Annotated in this window: 24 protein-coding genes; 19 read left to right on the forward strand and 5 right to left on the reverse strand. The window is 71.0% G+C overall.

Annotation, left to right across the window (positions count from 1 at the left end; all coding sequences use genetic code 11):
• Positions 1–9 precede the first annotated feature (9 nt).
• From ftsY to ACQP1N_RS10670, 13 genes are all read left to right on the forward strand, one after another.
• Entirely contained in the window at positions 10–1,164 is a 1,155-nt protein-coding gene (ftsY, locus tag ACQP1N_RS10610; RefSeq protein ID WP_067806977.1) for a signal recognition particle-docking protein FtsY, read from the forward strand.
• Positions 1,165–1,404: 240 nt separating this feature from the next.
• A complete protein-coding gene (locus ACQP1N_RS10615; protein ID WP_084263472.1) occupies positions 1,405–2,736 on the forward strand; it encodes an ammonium transporter in 1,332 nt (443 codons plus the stop codon).
• Positions 2,733–3,071, forward strand: coding sequence for a P-II family nitrogen regulator (locus tag ACQP1N_RS10620; RefSeq protein ID WP_067806972.1), 339 nt, complete (start codon positions 2,733–2,735; stop codon positions 3,069–3,071). Before ACQP1N_RS10615 ends, ACQP1N_RS10620 begins: the two co-directional genes overlap by 4 nt.
• A gap of 8 nt (positions 3,072–3,079) precedes the next feature.
• On the forward strand, positions 3,080–5,449 hold the full coding sequence (locus ACQP1N_RS10625; RefSeq protein ID WP_433230788.1) for a [protein-PII] uridylyltransferase: 2,370 nt from the start codon (positions 3,080–3,082) through the stop codon (positions 5,447–5,449).
• A 399-nt stretch (positions 5,450–5,848) separates the two neighbouring features.
• Positions 5,849–7,441 (forward strand): signal recognition particle protein, encoded by a 1,593-nt coding sequence (ffh, locus tag ACQP1N_RS10630; protein ID WP_067799345.1) that lies wholly within the window; start codon positions 5,849–5,851, stop codon positions 7,439–7,441.
• 243 nt (positions 7,442–7,684) lie between these two features.
• Positions 7,685–8,134 (forward strand): 30S ribosomal protein S16, encoded by a 450-nt coding sequence (rpsP, locus tag ACQP1N_RS10635; protein WP_067799347.1) that lies wholly within the window; start codon positions 7,685–7,687, stop codon positions 8,132–8,134.
• A 2-nt stretch (positions 8,135–8,136) separates the two neighbouring features.
• Positions 8,137–8,379 carry an RNA-binding protein gene (locus tag ACQP1N_RS10640; protein ID WP_067632131.1) on the forward strand — a complete coding sequence of 81 codons (243 nt, stop codon included), beginning with the start codon at positions 8,137–8,139 and terminating at the stop codon, positions 8,377–8,379.
• 11 nt (positions 8,380–8,390) lie between these two features.
• Positions 8,391–8,903, forward strand: coding sequence for a ribosome maturation factor RimM (gene rimM / locus ACQP1N_RS10645; RefSeq protein WP_433230793.1), 513 nt, complete (start codon positions 8,391–8,393; stop codon positions 8,901–8,903).
• The gene (gene trmD / locus ACQP1N_RS10650) at positions 8,900–9,853 is read left to right on the forward strand and encodes a tRNA (guanosine(37)-N1)-methyltransferase TrmD (protein WP_067799352.1); all 954 of its coding nucleotides are present in this window, start codon (positions 8,900–8,902) and stop codon (positions 9,851–9,853) included. The genes rimM and trmD overlap by 4 nt, the downstream gene beginning before the upstream one ends.
• A 118-nt stretch (positions 9,854–9,971) precedes the next feature.
• Entirely contained in the window at positions 9,972–10,322 is a 351-nt protein-coding gene (gene rplS / locus ACQP1N_RS10655; protein ID WP_067799358.1) for a 50S ribosomal protein L19, read from the forward strand.
• A 141-nt stretch (positions 10,323–10,463) separates the two neighbouring features.
• Positions 10,464–11,375, forward strand: a complete 912-nt coding sequence (lepB, locus tag ACQP1N_RS10660) for a signal peptidase I (protein WP_084263009.1) — start codon at positions 10,464–10,466, stop codon at positions 11,373–11,375.
• Between the two features lie 196 nt (positions 11,376–11,571).
• A complete protein-coding gene (locus ACQP1N_RS10665; protein WP_067799363.1) occupies positions 11,572–12,297 on the forward strand; it encodes a ribonuclease HII in 726 nt (241 codons plus the stop codon).
• Complete coding sequence (locus ACQP1N_RS10670) at positions 12,294–12,608, forward strand: DUF2469 domain-containing protein (RefSeq protein WP_067799366.1); 315 nt, start codon at positions 12,294–12,296, stop codon at positions 12,606–12,608. The genes ACQP1N_RS10665 and ACQP1N_RS10670 overlap by 4 nt, the downstream gene beginning before the upstream one ends.
• Before the next feature lie 212 nt (positions 12,609–12,820).
• Here the strand turns inward: ACQP1N_RS10670 and dprA are convergent, their stop codons facing one another.
• Genes dprA through ACQP1N_RS10685 form a run of 3 tightly spaced genes read right to left on the reverse strand, consistent with a single transcriptional unit; the run spans position 12,821 to position 15,912 of the window.
• Entirely contained in the window at positions 12,821–14,011 is a 1,191-nt protein-coding gene (dprA, locus tag ACQP1N_RS10675; protein ID WP_433230800.1) for a DNA-processing protein DprA, read from the reverse strand.
• The gene (locus ACQP1N_RS10680) at positions 14,008–15,561 is read right to left on the reverse strand and encodes a YifB family Mg chelatase-like AAA ATPase (RefSeq protein WP_067799372.1); all 1,554 of its coding nucleotides are present in this window, start codon (positions 15,559–15,561) and stop codon (positions 14,008–14,010) included. The genes dprA and ACQP1N_RS10680 overlap by 4 nt, the downstream gene beginning before the upstream one ends.
• Positions 15,562–15,912, reverse strand: a complete 351-nt coding sequence (locus tag ACQP1N_RS10685; protein WP_067799375.1) for a YraN family protein — start codon at positions 15,910–15,912, stop codon at positions 15,562–15,564.
• Positions 15,913–16,069: 157 nt separating this feature from the next.
• On the opposite strand from ACQP1N_RS10685, the gene ACQP1N_RS10690 reads away from it, so the two are divergent.
• On the forward strand, positions 16,070–16,981 hold the full coding sequence (locus ACQP1N_RS10690; RefSeq protein WP_433230804.1) for a tyrosine recombinase XerC: 912 nt from the start codon (positions 16,070–16,072) through the stop codon (positions 16,979–16,981).
• 122 nt (positions 16,982–17,103) lie between these two features.
• Here ACQP1N_RS10690 and ACQP1N_RS10695 read toward each other — a convergent pair whose 3' ends face one another.
• A complete protein-coding gene (locus ACQP1N_RS10695; RefSeq protein WP_084263011.1) occupies positions 17,104–17,796 on the reverse strand; it encodes a murein hydrolase activator EnvC family protein in 693 nt (230 codons plus the stop codon).
• Positions 17,797–18,182: 386 nt separating this feature from the next.
• Here ACQP1N_RS10695 and rpsB point away from each other — a divergent pair, with 386 nt between their 5' ends.
• The 5 genes from rpsB to ACQP1N_RS10720 all read left to right on the forward strand — a co-directional run bounded on the left by rpsB (position 18,183) and on the right by ACQP1N_RS10720 (position 22,614).
• Positions 18,183–19,142, forward strand: a complete 960-nt coding sequence (gene rpsB, locus ACQP1N_RS10700; protein ID WP_433230806.1) for a 30S ribosomal protein S2 — start codon at positions 18,183–18,185, stop codon at positions 19,140–19,142.
• Between the two features lie 82 nt (positions 19,143–19,224).
• Complete coding sequence (gene tsf / locus ACQP1N_RS10705; RefSeq protein ID WP_067799381.1) at positions 19,225–20,061, forward strand: translation elongation factor Ts; 837 nt, start codon at positions 19,225–19,227, stop codon at positions 20,059–20,061.
• 116 nt (positions 20,062–20,177) lie between these two features.
• Positions 20,178–20,927, forward strand: a complete 750-nt coding sequence (pyrH, locus tag ACQP1N_RS10710; protein WP_067799452.1) for a UMP kinase — start codon at positions 20,178–20,180, stop codon at positions 20,925–20,927.
• A gap of 74 nt (positions 20,928–21,001) precedes the next feature.
• On the forward strand, positions 21,002–21,559 hold the full coding sequence (frr, locus tag ACQP1N_RS10715) for a ribosome recycling factor (RefSeq protein ID WP_067799384.1): 558 nt from the start codon (positions 21,002–21,004) through the stop codon (positions 21,557–21,559).
• A 56-nt stretch (positions 21,560–21,615) separates the two neighbouring features.
• Positions 21,616–22,614, forward strand: a complete 999-nt coding sequence (locus ACQP1N_RS10720; protein WP_084263015.1) for a phosphatidate cytidylyltransferase — start codon at positions 21,616–21,618, stop codon at positions 22,612–22,614.
• A gap of 30 nt (positions 22,615–22,644) precedes the next feature.
• On the opposite strand, the gene ACQP1N_RS10725 is transcribed toward ACQP1N_RS10720, so the two are convergent.
• Complete coding sequence (locus ACQP1N_RS10725) at positions 22,645–23,805, reverse strand: suppressor of fused domain protein (RefSeq protein WP_433230810.1); 1,161 nt, start codon at positions 23,803–23,805, stop codon at positions 22,645–22,647.
• Positions 23,806–23,808 lie beyond the last annotated feature (3 nt).

Raw genomic sequence — 23,808 nt, forward strand, 5'->3', positions numbered from 1 at the left:
GGGGGCGCTATGGAATATCTGATCGTCATCGCCGCGCTGGCCGCCGTCGCGCTGATCATCGGCGGCATCATGCTGCTGCGGCCTCGCCTTACCCGTACGCGGCCGCCGGTGGAGCGGCCGGCGGAACGGACCGGTGGCGCGACCGCCGTCGACGAGGCGGAGGCCGGGGCGCCCACCCTTGAGCGGGCGCCGCCGACGGAGGTGCCCGCGCCGCGGCCCACGGTCGAGATCGAGAAGCCGCCGCCCGGCGCGGGCCGGCTCGTCCGGCTGCGCGCCCGGCTCGCCCGCTCCCAGAACACGTTCGGCAAGACCCTCCTCGGCCTGCTGTCGCGCGACACGCTCGACGAGGACGCCTGGGAGGAGATCGAGGACACGCTGATCACCGCGGACATGGGCACCGCCGTGGCCCGCCAGGTCACCGAAGACCTGCGGACCCGCGTCCAGGTCCTCGGCACGCGCAGCCCCGAGGAGGTCCGCGGGCTGCTCAAGGAGGAGCTGATCAAGCAGATCGGCCCCGACCTGGACCGCTCGCTGCACACCGACGCGCACGGCGACCGCCCGGCGGTGCTGATGGTCGTCGGCGTCAACGGCACCGGCAAGACCACCACCTGCGGCAAGCTCGGCCGCGTCCTCGTCGGCGACGGCGACACGGTGCTGCTCGGCGCCGCCGACACCTTCCGCGCGGCCGCCGCCGACCAGCTGGAGACCTGGGGGGCGCGCGTCGGGGCGCAGGTCGTCCGCAAGGACGAGGGCGCCGACCCCGCGAGCGTCGCGTTCGACGCGGTCAAGCAGGGCATCGACACCAAGGTCAACGTGGTGATCATCGACACCGCGGGGCGGCTGCACACCAAGACCGGGCTGATGGACGAGCTGGGCAAGGTCAAGCGCGTCGTGGAGAAGCAGGCCACGGTGGACGAGGTCCTGCTCGTCCTGGACGCGACGACCGGGCAGAACGGCATGCAGCAGGCCCGTGTGTTCGCCGAGGTCGTGAACGTCACCGGCGTGGTGCTGACCAAGCTGGACGGCACCGCGAAGGGCGGCATCGTCGTCCAGGTGCAGCGGGAGCTGGGCGTCCCGGTCAAGCTGGTCGGGCTGGGAGAGGGGCCGGACGACCTCGCGCCGTTCGAGCCCGAGGCGTTCGTGGACGCGATCCTGGGCGACTGAACCACCTCCTGATCGGCTGAACACGACATGTGAGGAGTTGGAAACACCGGCGAAACCCGCCGGTGTCGGTTTTCACATCTCGGAAACGTGACGGCCCCGCGCGCGAAACCGCCGGGGCCGAATCTCTGAGCAGTGAGTCCTTTTCGCCCGGTGGCTCCCTGGGGGCCCGCACCTGCGGGCCTTCCAGGGTGGAAAGGACTCGGGGCCGAAGTTCCCTGGCGAGGAGGGACTCTCTCAGAGATGAAGATCGATAGCGGTAGTACCGCCTGGATGCTGACGAGCACCGCGCTCGTCCTGCTGATGACACCCGGGCTGGCCTTCTTTTACGGGGGCATGAGCCGGGCCAAGAGCGTGCTCAACATGATGATGATGAGCTTCGTCAGCATCGCCGTGGTGGGCATGGCGTGGGTCGTCTACGGCTACTCCCTCGCCTTCGGCGACGGCGGCGCGCTCAGCCCGGTCATCGGCGGATTCGGCGACTGGGGACTCGTCGGCCTGGAGAAGGCGGCCACGGCCGGTGACGGCACGGGCATCCCGCAACTGGTGTTCGTGGCCTTCCAGGCGACGTTCGCCATCATCACCGTCGCGCTGATCAGCGGCGCCGTCGCGGACCGCACCAAGTTCGGCGCCTGGGTCCTGTTCACCCTGGTCTGGTCGACGCTCGTGTACTTCCCGATCGCGCACTGGGTGTGGTGGACGGACGGCGGCAAGTCCGGCTGGCTGTCCGGCCTGGGCGCGCTCGACTTCGCGGGCGGGACGGTCGTCCACATCAACGCCGGTGTCGCCGCGCTCGCGCTGGTGCTCGTCCTCGGCAAGCGGAAAGGCTGGCCGAAGGAGCCGATGCGCCCGCACAACCTGCCGTTCGTCCTGCTCGGCGCCGGGCTGCTGTGGTTCGGATGGTTCGGGTTCAACGCCGGTTCCGCCCTGTCGGCCGGCGCCACCGCGGCCGTCGCGTTCATCAACACGCTCGCCGCGACCTGCGCCGCCGCGTTCGCCTGGATCGTCGTCGAGAAGGTGCGGGACGGCGCGTCCACCACGCTCGGCATCGCGTCCGGCATCGTCGCCGGGCTGGTCGCCATCACCCCGGCCTGCGCGTTCGTCACCCCGCTCGGTGCGATCGTCCTCGGCCTCGTCGCCGGCGCGGTGTGCGCGTTCGCGGTCGGCCTCAAGTACAGGCTCGGCTACGACGACTCACTCGACGTGGTCGGCGTCCACATGGTCGGCGGCATCGTCGGCGCCCTCCTGATCGGCCTCCTGGCCACCACCGCGGTGAACGGCGCGGGCGCGGACGGGCTGCTCGCGGGCGGCGGATTCGCGCTGCTCGGCAAGCAGGCCGTCGCCGTCCTCGCCACGCTCGGCTACTCGTTCGCCATGACCTACGTGATCGCGAAGGTCATCGACCTGACCATGGGCCTGCGGATCAGCGCGGACGACGAGGCCGCCGGCATCGATGGCACGGCGCACGCGGAGACCGCCTACGACTTCGGCACCATCCGCGCGGGTGTCCGATCCGGGGCGACCGCCGCCCCCATCACCGAGGGCGCGGCCAAGAAGGTGGAGGCGCGGGGATGAAGCTCATCACGGCGGTCATCAAGCCCTTCAAGCTGGACGAGGTCAAGAAGGCCCTGGAGAGCTTCGGCGTCAGGGGCATGACGGTCAGCGAGGCCAGCGGCTACGGGCGGCAGAAGGGGCACACCGAGGTCTACCGGGGCGCCGAGTACCAGGTCGACCTGGTGCCCAAGCTGCGGATCGAGGTCCTGGTCGAGGCGGCGGACGCCGACGACATCATCGACGTGATCGTCCGTGCCGCGCGCACCGACAAGATCGGTGACGGCAAGGTGTGGGCGGTGCCGGTGGACACGGTCGTCCGCGTCCGCACCGGCGAGACCGGCCCGGAAGCGCTGTAGGACTCCCCGTGCCCCTCGCCCGCCCGCCGGCCGGAGACCGGGCGCCCATGCCCGGCGCGGCCGGCGGCACCGCGGCGGCCGGCACCGCCCGCGCGGCCCTCGCGGCGGCGCGGGCCGCCCGCGCCGGCGACCTGGACCGGCACCTGACCGCCCTGCTGACCACGCCCGCCGCGCCGGACGGGGTCGCGCTCGTCGCGGTGGGAAGCCACGCGCGGCGCGAGCTGACGCCCGGCGGCGACCTCGACCTCGTTCTCCTGCATCGCGGCCGGGACGACATCGCCGAGATCGCCGACCGGGTCTGGTATCCGCTCTGGGACTCCGGGACGCGGCTCGACCACTCCGTCCGCACCGTCCACGAGGCCCGGACCGTCGCCCGCGACGACTTGAAGGCCGCCCTCGGGCTGCTCTCCGCGCGGCGGGTCGCGGGCGACCGCACGCTCGCGGACGAACTGCGCGCCGCCGTCCTCGCCGACTGGCGCGCCGCCGCCCCCGCCCGGCTGCCCGACCTGTCGGCGATGTGCCGCGAACGCTGGGAGACCCACGGCGAACTGGCGTTCCTCCTCGAACCCGACCTCAAGGAGGCGCACGGCGGACTGCGGGACGTCCACGTGATGCACGCCGTCGCCGCGTCCTGGGTGGCGTCGGCCCCGGACGGCCGGGTCCGGGCCGCCCACGACCTGCTCCTCGACGTGCGGCACGCGCTGCACGAGGTCACCGGACGGTCAGGTGACCGGCTCGTCCTGCAGGAACAGCGGGCCGTCGCCCGCGCACTCGGCCTGCCGGAGGCCGCCGTCCTGCAACGCTCGATCGTGGAGGCGGCCCGCACGATCACCTACGCCGGCTCCCACCTGTGGCGCCGTGTCGAACGTTTCGCGAGATCCAGGAACGCCCGGCCCGCGCCCCGGCGACGCGGTGTCGAGCGCCGTCCCCTCGGAAACGGCGCCGTGGAACACGAAGGCGAGGTCGTCCTCGCCCGCAACGCCGACCTCGCCGACCCCGCGCTCGTCCTGCGCGTCACCGCTGCCGCCGCCCAGGCCGGGCTGCCGCTCGCCCCCGCCACCGTCTCCCGGCTCGCCGGGCACGCCGCCCTGCCGCCGGTGCCGTGGCCCGCCGGCGCCCGGGACGCGCTCGTCTCCCTGCTCGGCGCAGGCCCCGCCGCCATCGCCGGCTGGGAGGCCCTCGACCAGGCGGGACTGATCGTCCGGCTGCTGCCCGGCTGGGAACGCGTCCGCAACCGGCCGCAGCGCAACCCCGTCCACCGCTTCACCGTGGACCGCCACCTCGTCGAGACCGCCGCCGGCGCCGCCGCCCTCACCCGCGAGGTCGCCCGTCCCGACCTGCTCCTCATCGGCGCCCTCCTGCACGACATCGGGAAGGGCGGGCCGGGCGACCACTCGACGACCGGTGCCCTCGTCGTCCGCGACCTCGGTGCCCGGCTCGGCTTCCCCGAGGACGACGTGCGCGTCCTCGAAGCCCTCGTCCGCCACCACCTCCTGCTCCCCGAGACCGCCACGCGCCGTGACATCGACGACCCGGTGACCGTCCAGAGCGTGGTCACGGCCGTGTCGGACGTGCCGGGCCGCGAACGTGAACTCCTCGACCTCCTCGCCGCCCTCGCGATCGCCGACGGCACCGCCACCGGACCCGCGGCCTGGGGCACCTGGAAGGCCCGCCTCGTCGCCGAACTCGCCCGCCGCGCCGCCGCCGCCCTCTCCGGCGGGACGCCGCCGCCCGCGCCCGTCCTCGGACCCGCCCACCTGGCCCTGGCCCGCCACGACGGCGCCGCCGTCCGCGTCACCGGCTCCCACATCACGATCACCGCCCCCGACCGCCCCGGCCTCCTCTGGCGCGCCGCCGGTGTCCTGGCCCTGCACCGCCTGGCCGTGAGAACCGCCCGCACGATCTCCTCCCCGCATCCACCCGCCCGGGACGGGTCCGCGTCTTCGGGGGAGACGGCGGTGCTGGACTTCACGGCGGTGCCCGAGTACGGGACGCCGCCCGACCCCGCCGACCTGGAGGCGGACCTGCGGCGCATGCTCGCGGGACGCCTCGACGTGGCCGCCCGCCTTGAGCGGCGGACACGGGCGGTGCGGACACGTCCCGGCGTCCCGGTGCCGCCGCCGCGCGTCATGATCCTGGACGACGCCTCACGGACGGCGACCGTCATCGAGGTGCGCGCCCACGACCGTCCCGGCCTGCTGTGGCGGGTCGGGCGGGCACTCGGCGCGTGCGGCCTCCAGATCCGCGCCGCCCAGGTCGACACCCTGGGAGCCGAGGCCGTGGACGTCTTCTACGTGGTGGACGACGAGCATCGCCCCCTCGACGACCTCAACACGCTCAACACCGTCCGAGCCCGAATCCTCGCCGCTCTCCACTAGCGCCCAGGGAAGCGGACAAGACCACAGAAACCCGCCATTACACTCGCATGAGCCATCCCTCAGCCACGCGACAACCGAAAGGCACGCTGTCTTAAGCTCGGCCCGCAACAACCCGCCGCGTTGCGATCGCGTGCGAAGCCAGGTTCAAGCGAAGCGAGAACCTGATCGCGCAGCGAGCCCCCGGGCGAGCCGGAGCGATGCCAGCGATCGCCGCGTGGCCCGTTGAAGGAGGGCCGTCAAGGCCCGACGCCGAGGGCAACGCAATGAACACAGCGATCGCCGCTTTGCTCGTTGAAGGAAGGCGCGCCAGCGCCTGACGCCGAGAGCAAAGCAATGAGTACGACTGACCCGATACGCTGATAGACGATCCCAGAAGCTTTCCAAGGACGGTCCAGACACGTGTTCGAGACGCTCTCCGACCGGTTGACGACGGTCTTCTCGTCGCTGCGCAGCAAGGGTCGGCTCTCCGAGGCCGACATCAACGCGACGGCCCGCGAGATCCGGATCGCGCTGCTTGAGGCCGACGTCGCGCTGCCCGTCGTCAAGGACTTCATCGCGCGGGTCAAGGAGCGGGCGCGGGGTGCGGAGGTCTCGCAGGCGCTGAACCCGGCGCAGCAGGTCGTCAAGATCGTCAACGAGGAGCTCATCACCATCCTCGGCGGTGAGACCCGGCGGATCCAGCTGGCCAAGACGCCGCCGACCGTGATCATGCTCGCGGGTCTGCAGGGCGCCGGTAAGACGACGCTCGCCGGCAAGCTCGCCCGGTGGCTGAGGCAGGAGGGGCACACGCCGATGCTCGTGGCCGCCGACCTGCAGCGGCCCAACGCCGTCCAGCAGCTCCAGGTCGTCGGTGAGCGGGCCGGGGTGCCGGTGTTCGCGCCCGAGCCGGGCAGCGGTGTCGGCGACCCGGTGGACGTGGCGCGCCGCTCGATCGACCAGGCCCGGCACGCCCAGCACGACGTCGTCGTCATCGACACCGCGGGCCGGCTCGGCATCGACACCGAGATGATGCAGCAGGCCATCGACATCCGTGACGCCGTCCAGCCGGACGAGGTGCTGTTCGTCGTCGACGCCATGGTCGGCCAGGACGCGGTCAACACCGCCCAGGCGTTCATGGACGGGGTCGGTTTCGACGGCGTCGTCCTCACCAAGCTCGACGGTGACGCACGCGGTGGTGCGGCGCTGTCCGTTCGGCATATCACCGGACGTCCCATCATGTTCGCCTCGACCGGGGAGAAGCTGGAGGACTTCAGCGTCTTCCACCCGGACCGCATGGCGGGCCGCATCCTCGACATGGGTGACATCCTCACCCTGATCGAGCAGGCCGAGCAGGCGTTCGACGCCGAGCAGGCCGAGAAGATGTCCACCAAGTTCGCGTCGGGCGAGGACTTCACGCTTGAGGACTTCCTTGAGCAGATGATGATGATCCGCAAGCTCGGCCCGATCGGCAACCTGCTCGGGATGATGCCGGGCATGGGGCAGGTCCGCGACCAGATCAGCCAGATCGACGACCGGGACCTGGACCGCATCGCCGCGATCATCCGCTCGATGACCCCGCAGGAACGCTCCCAACCCAAGATCATCAACGGTTCCCGGCGGGCCCGCATCGCGAAGGGCTCCGGTGTCGGCGTCGGCGAGGTCAACAGCCTCGTCACCCGGTTCTTCGAAGCGCAGAAGATGATGCGGCAGATGGCCGGCGGCATGGGCCTGCCCGGGATGCCGGGCGGGCGCAGGAAGGCGGCGAAGGCGGCCGCCAAGAAGAACAAGAAGGGCAAGCAGCGCAGCGGTGACCCGCGCAAGCGCGCCGCCGCGGCCAAGGGACACCCGGAGCAGCCCGCGGTGGACGGCACGCCGCAGGGGCTCCCGCCCGGTCTCGGCGGCCCCGGCGCGGCCGGCGGCCGGCCCGGGTTGCCGCCCGGTCTCGGCGGGCAGCTCCCGCCCGGCTTCCAGATGCCCGACCTGAACAAGCTCCAGGGCCGCAAGAAGAAGTGAGCGCGGGGCGTCCGGCCCCGGTGGGAGGCGCTCGGGCGCCCGGCACCGGGGCCGGGCGACACCCCGTGGCGCGATTGCGCTTTCGCGCCGAACGTCTGGCAGAATGACAGGCTGGAAACCCGGAATCGCGAGGCGCCCTCTCTCGTCCTGCGCGACCGGAGTCCATCGGGCGGCCGTGAGCCGGTGTTCCCCACCTGGTGCGGGCTCGTCCAACCAGTGATGAAATCGGAGTACACCACACCCGTGGCAGTCAAGATCAAGCTCAAGCGTCTGGGGAAGATCCGGAACCCGCAGTACCGGATCGTCGTTGCCGATGCCCGCACCAAGCGGGACGGGCGCGCCATCGAGGAGATCGGGCTCTACCAGCCCAAGCAGGAGCCGTCGCTCATCCAGATCGACTCCGAGCGGGCGCAGTACTGGCTCGGCGTCGGCGCGCAGCCGACCGAGCCCGTCCTGAACCTGCTGAAGATCACCGGTGACTGGCAGAAGTTCAAGGGCGAGCCGGGCGCCGAGGGCACCCTCAAGGTCGCCGAGCCCAAGGCCGACAAGAAGGCCGCCTTCGAGGCCGCCGTCAAGGAGGCCCTGGGCGACGTCGAGGCCGCCGGCCCCGCGACCCGCGGCAAGAAGAAGGCCGAGCCGAAGAAGTCCGAGGCGAAGGCCACCGAGACCGACGAAGCCAAGAGCGAGGGCTGACCGTGCTCGAAGAAGCGCTCGAGCACCTGGTCCGCGGGATCGTGGAGAACCCGGACGACGTCCGGGTCCGCGCCCGTCGGATCCGGGGCGGCCGGGTCCTCGAGGTGCGCGTGCACCCCGAGGACCTCGGGAAGGTCATCGGCCGCGGCGGTCGCACCGCCAAGGCACTCCGCACGGTGATCAGCGCCCTGTCCGGGGGCCGCTACGTGCGCGTTGACCTTCTCGACGTCAACGAGGTCCGCTGAGTGGCGTCCCGATGAGCGAACCGCTCGTGGTGGGACGGATCGGACGGCCGCACGGGGTCCGGGGCGAGGTCACCATCGACGTCCGCACGGACGATCCGGACCGCCGGTTCGCCGCCGGCACGCGGATCGCCACCGATCCCGCCGCCGCCGGCCCGCTCACCATCGAGCGGATACGCCACCATTCGGGACGCCTGCTCCTGCGCTTCGCCGGGATCGGCGACCGCGACGCCGCCGACGCTCTGCGCGGCACGTGGCTCGTCGTCGACCCGGGCGACATCCCTCCGTCCACCGATCCGGACGACTTCCACGACCAGGAACTGATCGGCCTCGCCGTCGTCACCGCGGACGGTGCCGATGTCGGCGAGGTCGCCGACATCCTGCACCACGGTCAGGACCTTCTGGTCGTGCGCGGTCCCGGCGGGGAGAAGCTCGTCCCGTTCGTGGCCGCGCTCGTCCCCGAGGTGGACGTTCCCGGGGGGCGGCTCGTCATCGACCCGCCCCCCGGCCTGCTCGACGAATCATGAAAATCGACATCGTCACGATCTTCCCCGAGTACTTCGCCCCCCTGGACCTCTCCCTTCTGGGCAAGGCCCGGCGTGCCGGACTGCTGGACGTCCGCGTCCACGATCTGCGCGACTGGACCCACGACCGGCACCGCACCGTCGACGACACCCCGTACGGCGGCGGTCCGGGCATGGTCATGAAGCCCGACCCATGGGGGGAGGCCCTCGACACCCTGGTGCCGCCGGGGGGTTCCGGCTCCTCACCGGCCGGTTCGCCGATCGCGGAAGCGCCCCTCGCCGCGGCGTCTCCCACCCTGGGAACACCGCGGAACGGGCACCCGCCGGGTTCGGCGTCGCGCGGCGTCGCGCCGGCGAGCGGGGACGCGGGGGCGGAGGCAGCGCACCCCGGGGGCTCCGGGGCGGTGCCGCGGTTGCTCGTTCCCACGCCGAGCGGCCGGCCTTTCACGCAGGCCGACGCGGTGCGGTACGCCGCCGAGCCCTGGCTGGTGTTCGCCTGCGGACGCTACGAGGGCATCGACTCCCGCGTCGCCGAGGAGGCCCGCACCCGCATGCCCGTGGACGAGGTCAGCCTCGGCGATTTCGTCCTGGCCGGCGGGGAGGTCGCCGTCCTGGTGATGGTGGAGGCGATCGGGCGCCTCCTGCCCGGCGTCCTCGGCAACGCCGACTCGGTCGCGGACGACTCCTTCGCCCCCGGCGCCATGGAGTCACTCGTGGAGGGCCCCGTCTACACCAAGCCTCCCGTCTGGCGTGGTCGGCCGGTTCCGGACGTCCTCCTGTCGGGACACCACGGCGCGATCGCCCGCTGGCGGCGCGACGAGGCACTGCGCCGGACGGCCCGGCACCGTCCCGAACTTCTCGCCCGCCTCGCACCGGAGAGCCTCGACAAGCGGGACCGTGCGGTCCTGCGCGAGGCCGGTTTTCCGGTTGACGGCGAAGATATGGCAGACTAGAGCGTCCGTGCGTCCAGAACGCACGGCACCCACAGACCACTTCCCGCGGCGCGACGCCCCCACGCATGTCCCATCGGGGCCTCTCGGCGCCCGCGTTCGACCACAAGGAACCGCTGCGATGCACACCCTGATCCAGGAGATCGAGAAGGCCGCGATGCGCCCCGACGTCCCGGACTTCCGTCCGGGCGACACGCTCAAGGTGCACGTGCGCGTCACTGAAGGCAACCGTAGCCGTATCCAGATCTTCCAGGGCGTGGTGATCCGGCGGCAGGGCGGCGGCTCCCGCGAGACGTTCACCGTCCGCAAGGTCAGCTACAGCGTCGGCGTCGAGCGGACGTTCCCGGTCAACAGCCCGTCGATCGACAAGATCGAGGTCGTCACCCGCGGTGACGTCCGCCGCGCCAAGCTCTACTACCTGCGCAACCTCCGCGGCAAGGCCGCGCGCATCAAGGAGAAGCGCGAGCACTGAGCCGATGGACCACGACGCCCCGGGAACCCAAGGCGGTGACCGGGGCGTTGCCCGTTTCGGAGGGGCACGGCCGGCTCGAACCCCGGCGACACGCCCGCGTGCGGCGTTCCGTCGACCTTGCGCCGCTAGGCTTTCGCTCTGATGACTGACGAGGACGATCGGAGAGACGTGCGATCCGAGGCCGAGGGCGCGGTGCCCGAAGAGAAGGAGCCCGTGAACCCCGCCGAGGAGACGGCTCACGACTCCGAAGACGACGGCAAGGACAAGAAGAAGCAGGGCTCGTTCTGGAAGGAACTCCCTGTCCTCATCGTCGTCGCCGTCGTCCTGGCCCTCGTCATCAAGGCATTCGCGGTCCAGGCGTTCTACATCCCGTCCGGCTCCATGGAGAACACCCTCCAGGTCGGCGACCGCGTCCTCGTCAACAAGATCGTCTACCACACGCGGGACATCGCCCGCGGTGACGTCATCGTCTTCAACGGCCTGGACTCCTGGGACCCCGAGGTCCAGGTCGACGAGCCCAGCAACCCGGTCTCCAAGGCGCTGCGCGCCGTCGGTACCGCCTTCGGCGTCGCGCCCAACGAGAAGGACTACATCAAGCGCGTCATCGGAATCCCCGGCGACCACGTCAAATGCTGCGACGCCCAGGGCAGCGTCACCGTGAACGGCGTCCCGCTGGACGAGAAGTCCTACCTCTTCACCGACCCGATCACGCACGAGCAGAACAAGCCGTCGAACGACCCCTTCGACGTCACGGTCAAGCCGGGCCAGCTCTGGGTCATGGGCGACCATCGCGAACTCTCCTACGACTCCCGCTCCCACCGCGGAGACCCCGGTGGCGGCACCATCCCGACCGACCGCGTCATCGGCCGCGCCTTCGTCATCGTCTGGCCCCTCGACCGCCTGGGCACCCTCCCGATCCCCGGCACCTTCAAACAACGCGGCCTGGAGAAACCGGCCGCCGCCGCCATCCCCGCCACCCCCTACGTTCTGGGCATCCTCTGCACCCTTCCGTTCGCCTACCTCCGCCGTCGGCACTACCGGAGAACCACCTGAACCCCGCCCCGCCGCACCGCCCGGCCGGCGAAGGATCGCACGGGACTTAAGCCGGCCCCACCATGGGGCGGTGGGCCGCGAATGTTTCTCCAGGGCCCTGGAGTGCGCCACTGCATGTGGTCGTGGTGGAGCGAGCCGGGGGCGATCGCGGGCATTCGGGGAGCGGTGCGGAGGTAGGGGACGTACGCTGCGGTGCATGAGGGGACGTCCACTCCGCTTCACGCCGCGCCGGGACGCCGGGCTGTTCGCATATGAGCGCGCCCTGGCCCACGGCGGGTTCAGCCCGGTGGCCGGCGTCGACGAGGCGGGGCGGGGGGCCTGCGCGGGGCCACTGGTCGTCGCCGCGGTGATCCTGCGGGGGGGACGGGGCGGGATCGACGGTCTCACGGACTCCAAGCTGCTCACCCCAAGGCGCCGCGAAGAGCTGTACGCCGAGATCACCGAGCGTGCGTGCGCGTGGAGCACGATCGTCATCCCGTGCCACGACATCGACCGGATCGGCCTTCACCGATGCAACATCACCGGGATGCGGCGGGCCCTGGCCGTCCTGCACGAGCGGCCCGCCTACGTCCTCAGCGACGGCTTCCCGGTGCCCGGCCTCGACGTTCCCGGGCTCGCGATGATCAAGGGGGACCAGGTCGCGGCCTGTGTGGCCGCCGCGTCCATCGTCGCGAAGGTCACCCGAGACCGGATCATGACCGGGCTCCATGAGCGGTACCCCGAGTACGGCTTCGACGTCCATAAGGGCTATGTGACCCGCGCGCACGGCGAGGCGCTCGCCGCGCACGGTCCATGTCCGGAACATCGGTTCTCCTACGTCAACGTCATGCGGGCCTTGCGTAACAATGGAGAGGTGGCCGTGGGGGAGGAGACCGAAAGAGAGGTCTCCGGCGAGGGCCGCACGGAAGGGGCACGAGCGTGAGCGCCGAGGATCTCGAGAAGTACGAAACCGAGATGGAGCTGCAGCTCTATCGGGAGTACCGCGACGTCCTCGGGCTGTTCAGCTACGTCGTCGAAACCGAGCGCAGGTTCTATCTCACGAACTCGGTCGACCTGCAGGTGCGCAGCACCGACAACGGCGAGGTCTTCTTCGAGGTCACGATGCAGGACGCCTGGGTCTGGGACATGTACCGTCCCGCCCGCTTCGTCAAGAACGTGCGTGTTGTCACGTTCAAGGACGTGAACGTCGAAGAACTCGCCAAGAGCGACTTCGAACTCCCGGCCGACGAGTAGCCGAGACGCGGCGAGCGGCAGCGTCGGCTTATGACCCCTCCCAGGTGATGCGCGGGGCCTGGGCCATGCGGTGGGCGGGGCACGTACGGGTCCCTCTGTACATCGAGTGAGTTCTCTCGCATCGGCCGTCGTAGAGGCCGATGTCACCGCCAAACCGCGCATCTCGGTGATCCCGTGTGGCTTTGGTCTGCCGGTGGTGGATAGTCGGCGGGTCATTCCGGCTCCTCGGGACGGTGCTGGACGATCCCGGGGTCGTCGGCGGGCCCCTTGGGGGATTTCCCGGACTTGGTCAGCCGCCAGCCGGACGGGGCGCGTTCGATGAAGCCGCCGGCCGCCAAGAGACCGATCTTGGCGTTGACCGTGGTCAGGTCCACGCCCGCCTTGACGGCGAGTTGCGCCGGCCCGGCCGCGCCACGGGCGGGGAACGCCTCCAGAACGGAGCGGGTCACCGGTTCGAGACGGTCGCGGGGGAGGACGGGCGTGTGCGGTGGCGGGGCCAGGTCGGCTCCGATGCGTCCCACCGCCTCGATGATCTCCTCGGGGCGGGTGACCAGCGTGGCGCCCTCTTCCCGCAGGAGCCGGTGACAGCCGGCCGAGGAGCGGGAAGTGATCGGTCCGGGCATGGCCATGACCACCCGGCCGAGCTTCGATGCCCACCCGGCGGTGTTCAGGGCGCCGCTGCGCGCCTCCGCCTCGATGATGACCGTGCCCCGGGACAGGGCGGCGATCACCCGGTTGCGGACGAGGAACCGGAGGCGGTGCGGATGAGTGCCCGGCGGCGACTCGCTCACCAGCAGGGAACGCCGCGCCATCTCGGCGAACAGGCCCTCGTTCGACGCCGGGTAGGGGACGTCGACCCCGTTGGCGAGGACCGCGACGGTGCGGCCGTCGGCGGCCAGCGCGCCGCGGTGGGCGGCCGCGTCGATTCCGAGGGCGCCGCCGGAGAGCACCGTCCAGCCCGCGTCGGCCAGGTCGGACGCGAAGTCGGCGGCGGCGCGCAGCCCGTAGGGGGACGCGGCGCGGGACCCGACGATGGCGACCGAACGCAGGCAGCAGTAGCGCAGGTCGCCGGGGCCGCGCAGCCACAGGGCGTAGGGGCGTCCGGCGCCGAGATCGTCCAGGGTCGTCGGCCATTCGGGATCTCCCGGGCAGATGAGGCGGCCGCGGAACCGTGCGCAGACGGCCATGTCCTGGTCGGGTTCCGCCGCGATCAGCCGGATCCGCCAGTGGCCGAGGCGCTGAACCTCCTTGGGGGAGGCGTCCACGCCGCCGGGGAGACGGCCGGTGCGGATCGCTTCGAGCGCCTCCTCCGGCCCGCAATGGTCGATGATCCGGTTGAGGAAGGCGTCGCCGGGCTCCGCGACGGCGGTGAGGGTGGCGCGGGCGGTGCGCTCGTCGCTCATTGGCGCCCCGCGGACCACAGTGCGAGCGCGCCGCCGACGTCGTCCGGGCAGGGGTCGTCGTGGCCGGCCAGGTCGGCGATGGTCCAGGCGACCCGCAGGACACGGTCGAGGCCGCGTGCGCTCAGCGTGCCTCTCTGCAGGGCTTCGTCGGCGCTCTGCATCGCTTCGGCGGACGGTGTGAAGCGGCGGCGCAGCTCCGGTCCGGGAACCTCGGAGTTGGAGCGCCAAGGGGTGCCCGCAAGGCGGCGGAGCGTCCGCTCCCTGGCGAGCTGGACGCGTTCCGCCACGACCTTGCTCGACTCGGCGAACTCCAGGTCGTAGCGGAGTTCGGCCCGGCTCGCGGGAGTGAGCTCCAGTTTGAGGTCGATGCGGTCCAGCAGCGGGCCGGACACGCGGCTGGCGTATTTGCGGCGGACGCCCGGGGCGCAGGAGCAGTCGATCTGTTTCGCGGCCGCGCACGGGCACGGGTTCGCCGCGAGGACGAGCGTGAACCGCGCGGGGAAATGCGCGATGCCCTCGATCCGGGTGATCCGCACCTCGCCTTCCTCCAGGGGCTGGCGGAGGGCGTCCAGCGTTCCCGCCATGAACTCCGGTGCCTCGTCCAGGAAGAGGATGCCCCGGTGCGCGAGGGACACGGCGCCCGGCTGGAGCACACGGCCCGACCCGCCGCCGACCATCGACGCCCGGGAGGCGGTGTGGTGCGGGGCGTAGAACGGCGGCTGGGTGATCAGCGGCTGGCCCGGGCGGAGGGTTCCGGCGACCGAGTGGATCGCGGTGACCTCCAGCGCGATCTCCGGCTCCAGGGGCGGCATCAGTGTCGGCAGCCGCTCCGCGAGCATCGTCTTCCCGCACCCGGGCGGCCCGGCGAAGAAGAGATGGTGCCCGCCCGCGGCGCTGATCTCCAGGGCACGCCGGGCCTCGGCCTGCCCCCGGACGTCGGCCAGATCCAGATCTGGCGGGACCTCCTGCTGCCGTATGGGGTACCCGTCCGCGGGGATGGCCAGGGAGCCGTCCTCGTCCTCCTCGATGGGCGGGGGCTCGTCGCGCAGGAGGCACAGCAGCCCGCGCAGCGTGCTCGCCGACACCACCTGCATGCCGGGGACGAGTTCGGCTTCGGCGGCGTTCGCGCGGGGCACGACGACCGTGCGGCAGCCCCGGTTGGCGGCGGCCAGCACGGCGGGCAGTACGCCTTGGATCGGGCGCATCCGCCCGTCCAGGCCCAGTTCGCCGATCAGCACCAACCCCGCGCAACTGCGCGCCGGAACGGCCTCCGCGGCCGCGAGCAAGGCGATCGCGATGGCGACGTCGAAGGTCGACCCCTTCTTCGGCATGCTCGCCGGGAACAGCGACACCGTGACATGCCGGTTGGGCCAGTCCTCGCCCGAATTGAAGATCGCCGCGCGGACCCTGTCGCGGGCCTCGCTGAGCGCCGTATCGGGAAGCCCGACCAGATGCAGGCCGGGGACGCCGCTGGTGATGGCGGCCTCTACGTCGACGACGAAACCGTCCACGCCGACCAGGGACACCGAGCGTGTCTTGGCGAGCGTCATCTAGCACACCTCCCGCAGGTGGTCGATGGAGAAGCCGTCGCCGTCGCCGGTCAGGCCGAGGACGTCCACCCGCATGGGCGCGCTGACCCCGTGTGCGGCGGCCCACCGCCAGGCCAGCCGGCGTAACCGGGCCGCCTTGTCGGCGGTGATCGCTTCGAGGGGGTCGCCGAACCGGGTGGAGCGGCGGGTCTTCACCTCGCAGACGATGTGCCTGCGCCCGTCATGGGCGACGATGTCGAGCTCTCCTTCGCGGCACCGCCAGTTGCGGTCGAGGATCGTCCAGCCGAGGCCGACGAGGTAGCCGGCGGCGGCGTCCTCGCCGCGCTGTCCGAGACCGATGTGGGCGTTCATGGGGCCTCACCTCCTGACTTCGACGGTGCCGGAGAGTGACGCCGCGTATCCGCTGAACGACTTCCTGTGGATAACGTGGCCGAAGATCCGCGGCAATTCACTCGAAACCGCCTGCGGGTGCTTGCGTCGGCGGGGGCGTTGGCGGACCGTGACGCCTGTGACCAATGCGCTGGAGGACGCAGTCTCCGACTTCGGACGCCATCTGCGCGCCGAACGCGACGTGTCGCCGCACACGCTGCGGGCGTATCTCGGTGACCTGGCCGACCTGTGCGCCTATGCCGCCGTCGCCAGCGTGACCGATCCCGCGGAACTGGACGTCTCGTTACTGCGGGCCTGGCTCGCGCGCCAGCACGCTCTTGGCCGGTCCCGTGCCACCCTGGCTCGCCGTACGGCTGCCGTCCGCATGTTCACCCGGCACCTGCATCGGTGTGGCCTTCTCCGGGACGACCCAGGGCTGCTCCTGGGCACACCCAAACGACAGCGCGACCTCCCTAGCGTCCTCACCCAGGACGATGCGGCACGCCTACTCGACACCATGGACGTTCAAGGGCCTCTCGGGCTTCGCGATCTGGCCGTCCTGGAGGTGCTCTATGGGGCGGGCGTCCGCGTCAGCGAACTTTGCGGACTCGACGTCGATGACCTGGACACAGGGCGCCGGACAATCCGAGTCCTCGGCAAGGGCGGACGTGAACGGAGCGTCCCCGTAGGCGAACCCGCCGTCCGCGCCGTCCATGACTGGCTGCGCGCCGGACGTCCCGAACTTGCGACAGAAGACAGCGGCCCGGCCCTCTTCCTGGGTGCCCGCGGGGGACGCCTCCATCCGACCAGTGCACGCCGCATCGTCCATGCGCGGATCGCCGAGGTCGGCCAAGTCCCGGACCTGAGCCCTCACGGACTCCGGCACAGCGCCGCCACCCACCTGCTGGAGGGCGGCGCCGACCTGCGGAGCGTCCAGGAGATCCTCGGCCACGCCTCCCTCCAGACCACGCAGATCTACACGCACGTCTCGGCCGAACGCCTGAAACAGGTCCATCGCCAAGCCCACCCTCGCGGTACGCGGCCCGAATGACCGGGGTACACGACCCTGCCACGAGGCCAGGAGCCGCGAGCGGGGGCACCCCGGCCGCGCAGCGCGAAGGCCGCCCGCCTCACCGGCATTCCTCCCGGGGAGCCTGGGAGCAGCCGCGCGGGCTACGGGGTGCGGCGTAGCCGGCGTTCTTGGGAGAGGTTGATGACGCCTGGGGGCGGACGGCGATGGCGGTGGAGGCGGAAACGCAGCCGGGTGCGGCGCCAGGCGAAGGCCAGGGACAAGGTCAGGACCACGCCCGCCAGTGCGCCGCCCGTCGCCGTGGTGGCGTCGCGCAGGACCATCCGAGGCTGCGCCGGCCCTGCGGCGGGCCGGCTCTGGGACGGTGCAGGGCGTGGCCAGCGCGGGAGAAGTCGTACCTGGCGTTGGACGAGAGTGAGCGGGTCCAGGTAAAGGGCGCCGCGGCGCAGACCCCAGTGCAGGCAGGGCACGGGGCAGTGGAGCAGGACGCCCTCCACAATGCCGATTCGGGTGCCGGACGCGACCCGACGGCCAACGTGAACGCTCGGCCGCACGGGCAGGTACGTCGTGCGCAGCACGCCGTGGTCGATCGCGACGACGCCTCGTCCGGCCAGATGGTCGGCGTAGGAGACGCGGCCCGGTCCGGCGGCGTAGACGGCTTGGCCGGGGTGTGCCGCCAGGTCCACGCCGCGGTGGCCGGGACCCCAGGGGGAGGACGGCGGTGAGAAGGCCCGGACGATCCGCGGTGCGGGCGGACCCAACGGCCATCGCCAGGCGTCCAGACCCGGTGGGCCGGCCGTGATCAGGCAGGTGAGCAGCAGTGTGAGCAGCGTCATGAACCGCAGCCTGCCGAGGCCGCGGCGGCGCGTCGACAGGGTCGGCCAACTGTGGATAACCGCGGAGGCCGAGGAGACCCGGCCGCGTCGGCGCCCTGATAATCTGTAGGGGTGCCTGGAAGGGCACCGGCCAGGGCCAGGCCGTCATCGACCCACCGAGTGCGGGGAGAAGAGAAGCCGCTCCCAGAACGGACAGGCTCAGACCCGGCAACGGGCCAGCCGCCTGGGTTTTCCCACGGCGGCTGATTTCACGCGTCCGCATGCCACCGCAGACCTGGTGGGGCGCAGTCCCTTGGTCCGTCGCCTCGGCGGCGGTGGGACGGCACCCGGGCGCAGGCAGACAACCAAATGCGGCCCGGCAGGGCCAGAGAAGGAGAACACGGGCAATGGCACCCGTCGTCACCATGCGGCAGCTCCTTGAGAGCGGCGTCCACTTCGGCCACCAGACCCGCCGGTGGAACCCGAAGATGAAGCGCTTCATCCTCACCGAGCGCAACGGCATCTACATCATCGACCTGCAGCAGTCGCTGTCCTACATCGACCGCGCGTTCGAGTTCGTCAGGGCCACGGTGGCCCACGGCGGCACGATCCTGTTCGTCGGCACCAAGAAGCAGGCCCAGGAGTCCATCGCCGAGCAGGCCACCCGGGTCGGCATGCCCTACGTCAACCAGCGCTGGCTGGGCGGCATGCTCACCAACTTCTCCACCGTCCACAAGCGGCTGACCCGGCTCAAGGAGCTGGAGGAGATCAACTACGACGACGTGGCCGGCTCCGGCATGACCAAGAAGGAGCTGCTCGGCCTGCGCCGTGAGAAGGACAAGCTGGAGCGCACCCTCGGCGGTATCCGCGACATGGCGAAGGTGCCGAGCGCCATCTGGATCGTGGACACCAAGAAGGAGCACATCGCGGTCAACGAGGCCAAGAAGCTCGGCATCCCGGTCGTGGCGATCCTCGACACCAACTGCGACCCCGACGAGGTCGACTACCCGGTCCCGGGCAACGACGACGCCATCCGCAGCGTCAGCCTGCTGACCCGCGTGGTGGCCGACTCCGTCGCCGACGGCCTCCTCGCCCGCGCGGGCGCCGCGACCGGCGGGGACGAGAAGCCGGCCGAGGGCGCCGCGGCGGCGGGCTCCGCCGAGCCGCTGGCCGAGTGGGAGCGCGACCTGCTGGAGAACAAGCCGGCCGAGGCTCCGGCCGTGGCGCCCGCCGAGGCTCCGGCGGACGCCGCCGCGAGCACCGAGGCTCCGGCGGACGCCGCCGCGAGCACCGAGGCCGCCCAGTCCGAGCAGGCGCAGGCCGCTCAGCCCGAGCAGGCGCAGGCCGCCGAGGCCGAGCAGGCTTGATCCCGCGGTCCCGGCGGCCCCGCGGGCGCCGCCGGGACCGTCGCGGGTCCCACGACCAACGACGAGAGAAGCGAAGAGAGCGATGGCCAACTTCACCGCCGCTGACGTCAAGCGGCTCCGCGACCTGACCGGCTCCGGCATGATGGCCGTGAAGAACGCCCTCACCGAGGCGGACGGCGACTTCGAGAAGGCGACGGAACTGCTGCGCCTCAAGGGCGCCAAGGACGTCGGCAAGCGCGCCGAGCGCACCGCCGCCAACGGGCTGGTCGCCGAGTACTTTGCCAACTCCGGGGACGGGGCGCTCCTGGAGCTCAACTGCGAGACCGACTTCGTCGCCAAGAACGCGCAGTTCATCGAGCTGGCCCAGCGTCTTGTCGAGTTCGCCGCCGGCAGCGGCGCCGCCGACGCCGAGGCCCTGCTGAAGGCCGAGATCGAGCCCGGCAAGACCGTCCAGGCCCTGATCGAGGAGAACAGCGCCAAGATCGGCGAGAAGCTGGAGCTGCGCCGCTTCGCCCACTTCCAGGGCGCCTTCGTGGCCAGCTACCTGCACAAGTCCGACCCGTCCCTGCCGCCGACCACCGGCGTGCTGGTCGAGCTGGACACCGAGAACGCCGAGGTGGCCAAGGACGTCGCGCAGCAGATCGCCGCGATGGCGCCGAAGTACCTCGCCCGCGAGGAGATCCCCGCCGAGGCGATCGAGAAGGAGCGGGCGCTCGCCGAGCAGCTCACCCGCGACGAGGGCAAGCCCGAGCAGGCCATTCCCAAGATCGTCGAGGGCCGGGTGAACGCCTACTTCCGCGACTTCGTGCTCCTGGAGCAGGCGTTCGTGAAGGACGGCAAGAAGACGGTCGCCAAGGTCCTCGACGAGGCCGGGGTGAAGGTCGTCCGCTTCGCCCGGTTCAAGGTCGGGCAGGCATAAGGGCACTCTGGAGACAGGTACCCGAGACATCGCAACGCAACGAGGAGGCCGCCGACGTGCAGGACAAGACGACCACCAGCGCGACGGCGGCCTCGTCGTCCGACCGGGCCCCATCCATTCGGAGCGCCTCCGGCCAGCACGCGCCGCGGGCCGGCTGGAAGCGGGTGCTGCTGAAGCTGTCGGGCGAGGCGTTCGCCGGACGTGACCCGCTCGGCATCGACCCCGAGGTCGTGCAGCACGTCGCCGAGGCCATCGCCGAAGCCGTCCGGGACGGCGTGCAGGTGGCGGTCGTGTGCGGCGGCGGCAACATGTTCCGCGGCGCCGTCATGGCCGAACGCGGCATGGACCGGGGCCGCGCCGACTACATGGGGATGATCGGTACCGTCATCAACTGCCTGGCCCTCCAGGACTTCCTGGAGAAGCTCGGGCTGGACACGCGCGTGCAGACCGCCATCACCATGAGCCAGGTGGCGGAGCCGTACATCCCGCGGCGCGCCATGCGGCACCTGGAGAAGGGCCGCGTGGTCATCTTCGGCGCCGGACTCGGCCAGCCGTTCTTCTCCACCGACACCACCGCCGCGCAGCGCGCGCTGGAGATCGGGGCAGAGGCGGTACTGAAGGCAACCCAGGTGGACGGCGTGTACGACGCCGATCCACGAAAGAATCCAGAGGCGGTCAAGTTCGACCGTTTGGAATACGGTGAAGTTCTACAGCGGGGCCTGAAGGTCATGGACGCCACGGCCATCAGTCTCTGCATGGACAACGCGCTCCCCATCGTGGTCTTCGACCTCATGGGGCAGGGCAACATCGTCCGGGCCGTCCGGGGTGAGAAGATCGGCACGCTGGTCAGCCCGGCACAGGGCTGACCGCAGCCCGCGGCGGCGCCGTCCGTGCCGCCCGACCGCAGGACCAGGGCCGACCAGATGACATGGGAGTCGCAGTGATCGACGAGACCCTCCTCGAAGCCGAGGAGAAGATGGAGAAGGCGGTCGCGGTCGCCAAGGAGGACTTCCAGGCCATCCGCACCGGGCGGGTCACCCCCGCGATGTTCAACAAGATCACCGCCGAGTACTACGGGACGCCGACGCCGGTCAACCAGCTCGCGTCGTTCACGCTCCCGGAGCCGCGGATGGTCATCGTCCAGGTCTTCGACAAGTCGTCCATGCAGGCGGTGGAGAAGGCGATCCGCGACAGCGACCTCGGCGTGAACCCCACCAACGACGGCAATGTCATCCGGGTCGTGTTCCCCGAGCTGTCGGAGGAGCGCCGCCGCGAGTTCATCAAGGTCGCCGGGACGAAGGCCGAGGAGAGCCGGGTCTCCATCCGCAACATCCGCCGGCGCGCCAAGGACACCCTCGACAAGCTCGCCAAGGACGGCGAGGCCGGCGAGGACGAGGTGCGGCGTGCCGAGAAGGATCTCGACGACATGACGCACCGTTACGTGGCGCAGGTCGACGAACTGCTCGAGCACAAGAAGGCCGAACTGCTCGAGGTTTGATGGAACTCGACGATGCCGGGGGGCCTTCGGGTTCCCCGGATGAGCCGGAGGTCGACATGGCCGGCCCACCCCCCGGAGAAGCACTGGACTCGCCCTCCGAGCAGGACGGCTCCGCGAAGAACGTCCCCCCTGCGGACGTGCCGCCCTCCGGTGCCACCGCCGCGTTCCCTTCTGGGACGTCGAATACGACGCATTCCGACGCGTCCCCTGAAGGCCCCTCTGGGGAGGCCGAAGGGAAACGTGAGAGCAAGACCGGCCGTAACCTGCCGCTGGCCATCGGCGTGGGCGTCGCCCTGGGCGCGCTGGTCCTGGTGTCGCTCTACACAGTCAAGGAGATCTTCCTTGGCGTGATGGTCGTGTTCCTCTTCCTCGGTATGCGCGAGATCACCGAGGCGTTCAAGAGCCGCGACATCCACGTCCCGTTCATTCCGGTCGCGGCGGGCATGGTCGGCACACCCATCGCCGCCTACATATGGGGGCCCACCGCCACGGTGGCGGCGGTGTCCCTGACCGTGCTGGCGCTGTTGATGACGCGCATGACCGAGGGCGCCGCCGGATACGTGCGGGATGTTGCCGCAGGGTCGTTCATAGCGGGCTACCTGGTGCTCATGGGCGGGATCGTCGCGCTGCTCATGCGCCCGGACGACGGCGACCACCGCATCGTCATCTTCATCGCCACGACCGTCGCGAGCGACATCGGCGGTTATTTCGCCGGGTCCTTCTTGGGCAGGCACAAGCTGGCGCCCACGATCAGCCCCAAGAAGACATGGGAGGGCGTCACCGGCTCGGCCATCACGTGCATGGCCGTCGGTGGCTGGCTGGTGTGGTGGCTCCTGGACGGCGGGCACGTCTGGCAAGGTGTGCTCATCGGGCTCGCCGCCGTGGTCACCGCGACCGCCGGCGACCTCGTCGAGTCGATGGTCAAGCGTGACCTCGGCATCAAGGACATGGGAACACTCCTTCCGGGCCACGGCGGGGTGATGGACCGCCTCGACTCCCTGATCGCGACGGCCCCCGTCGTGTGGCTTCTTCTGGAACTGTTCCTTCCGAGCTGAGACGCCGCCAGGGCGCGTTTCGAGGACAGGTCAGCCAGAGCGCTCCTGGGAAATGACCCAGGAGCGGCCCTGCTGGGCAAGACGCCGGATGAGCGCGTCCGATCCCTCGCTCTTGGCGTAGCGGTGATCCTCACCGGTGATGGGCACGAGCCACAGCCATCGGACGGCGTCGCCGTTGAGTGTCAGCCCGGTCAGCGCGGGCGCTTCAGTGCCTGCCAGACGGCTCGGGTCGTCCAGGAGCAGTACGCCTTCCCAGGACGACTCGCCGCCGCCCAGGGGGAACGTGCGGGCCTCGTGGTACCACTTGACGACGTCTCCAGGCGCGAACCATGTCACCGACCGCCATGGGTACTGCGCCAGCCAGGGAAAGATGCTGCCGGCCTTCTGGCTGGGGAGTGTGCTGGCGACGGCGAGTTCTATCCGTCCGTATGGGGCGACGTCGTCTTCGTACAGTTCGACCGTGGGCATACGTTGGCGGCTCATCCCGACCGTGCTCAACACGGTGAAGTCACGATCGCCTCTCGCGGGACGTTCTGACACGCCTACAGTCGGGGCCACCCCGGTTCTGCCGCTCGCCAGTTGCCGTCCAACGTCGTGCCAGTAGTGGCCACTTGGTCCGAGCCTTTGCAGCAGATGGCCGAGCACCGACTGCTGGAACTCAGCCCAGGAACCGTCGGCGTGGCACCGCTTCCAGTGCTCACGCGCCTGGTCGATGCGTGGCCCGAAGTCCTTGATCTCCTCGTCCAGGGGGAACGCGAACGGGCTCTGCCGTGTGGCGTCGCGGGCGTATCCGGGGATGCCGCGTCCCATGTCCGACCAGCCGGGGATCACGAACAGGGGATCGCCCGCCTCCAGGACGGCGACACCGTCGCCTTCCTCGAACCACACCACTTCCAGGGCCTCGGCGTCCAGCGCGGCGCGTCCCGGCGGATGGTGCACGTGGGACTCCGGCAGGAGGGGCGCACGGCCCGCGTCCAGCCGGGACTGGTCCAGCTCCGGCGGGGCCTTGCGGTGGTTGGCGACCCACGTTGCCCCGACCACCGAGTCCCGTGCGTCCTTCAGGTAGGCCACGGTGACGTCGCCGTCGGTCTCGACGATGAGCCGCCGACTGCCGTACGGGCTCGCCGCGGCGTGAACGACCTTGGCCGCGGACCCTCGGGGCGAGGCGTCGCCCCTACGCAATACCGCCATGAT

Source organism: Actinomadura formosensis (genome assembly GCF_050948385.1).
Lineage (GTDB): Bacteria > Actinomycetota > Actinomycetes > Streptosporangiales > Streptosporangiaceae > Spirillospora > Spirillospora formosensis.

Bases quoted from the DNA above. Each gene is read 5' to 3' on its own strand.
- ftsY (WP_067806977.1), top strand. From the start codon at position 10: ATGGAATATCTGATCGTCATCGCCGCGCTGGCCGCCGTCGCGCTGATC.
- ACQP1N_RS10615 (WP_084263472.1), top strand. From the start codon at position 1,405: ATGAAGATCGATAGCGGTAGTACCGCCTGGATGCTGACGAGCACCGCG.
- ACQP1N_RS10620 (WP_067806972.1), top strand. From the start codon at position 2,733: ATGAAGCTCATCACGGCGGTCATCAAGCCCTTCAAGCTGGACGAGGTC.
- rimM (WP_433230793.1), top strand. From the start codon at position 8,391: ATGAGCGAACCGCTCGTGGTGGGACGGATCGGACGGCCGCACGGGGTC.
- trmD (WP_067799352.1), top strand. From the start codon at position 8,900: ATGAAAATCGACATCGTCACGATCTTCCCCGAGTACTTCGCCCCCCTG.
- rplS (WP_067799358.1), top strand. From the start codon at position 9,972: ATGCACACCCTGATCCAGGAGATCGAGAAGGCCGCGATGCGCCCCGAC.
- lepB (WP_084263009.1), top strand. From the start codon at position 10,464: ATGACTGACGAGGACGATCGGAGAGACGTGCGATCCGAGGCCGAGGGC.
- ACQP1N_RS10665 (WP_067799363.1), top strand. From the start codon at position 11,572: ATGAGGGGACGTCCACTCCGCTTCACGCCGCGCCGGGACGCCGGGCTG.
- dprA (WP_433230800.1), bottom strand. From the start codon at position 14,011: ATGAGCGACGAGCGCACCGCCCGCGCCACCCTCACCGCCGTCGCGGAG.
- ACQP1N_RS10680 (WP_067799372.1), bottom strand. From the start codon at position 15,561: ATGACGCTCGCCAAGACACGCTCGGTGTCCCTGGTCGGCGTGGACGGT.
- ACQP1N_RS10685 (WP_067799375.1), bottom strand. From the start codon at position 15,912: ATGAACGCCCACATCGGTCTCGGACAGCGCGGCGAGGACGCCGCCGCC.
- ACQP1N_RS10695 (WP_084263011.1), bottom strand. From the start codon at position 17,796: ATGACGCTGCTCACACTGCTGCTCACCTGCCTGATCACGGCCGGCCCA.
- rpsB (WP_433230806.1), top strand. From the start codon at position 18,183: ATGGCACCCGTCGTCACCATGCGGCAGCTCCTTGAGAGCGGCGTCCAC.
- tsf (WP_067799381.1), top strand. From the start codon at position 19,225: ATGGCCAACTTCACCGCCGCTGACGTCAAGCGGCTCCGCGACCTGACC.
- ACQP1N_RS10720 (WP_084263015.1), top strand. From the start codon at position 21,616: ATGGCCGGCCCACCCCCCGGAGAAGCACTGGACTCGCCCTCCGAGCAG.
- ACQP1N_RS10725 (WP_433230810.1), bottom strand. From the start codon at position 23,805: ATGGCGGTATTGCGTAGGGGCGACGCCTCGCCCCGAGGGTCCGCGGCC.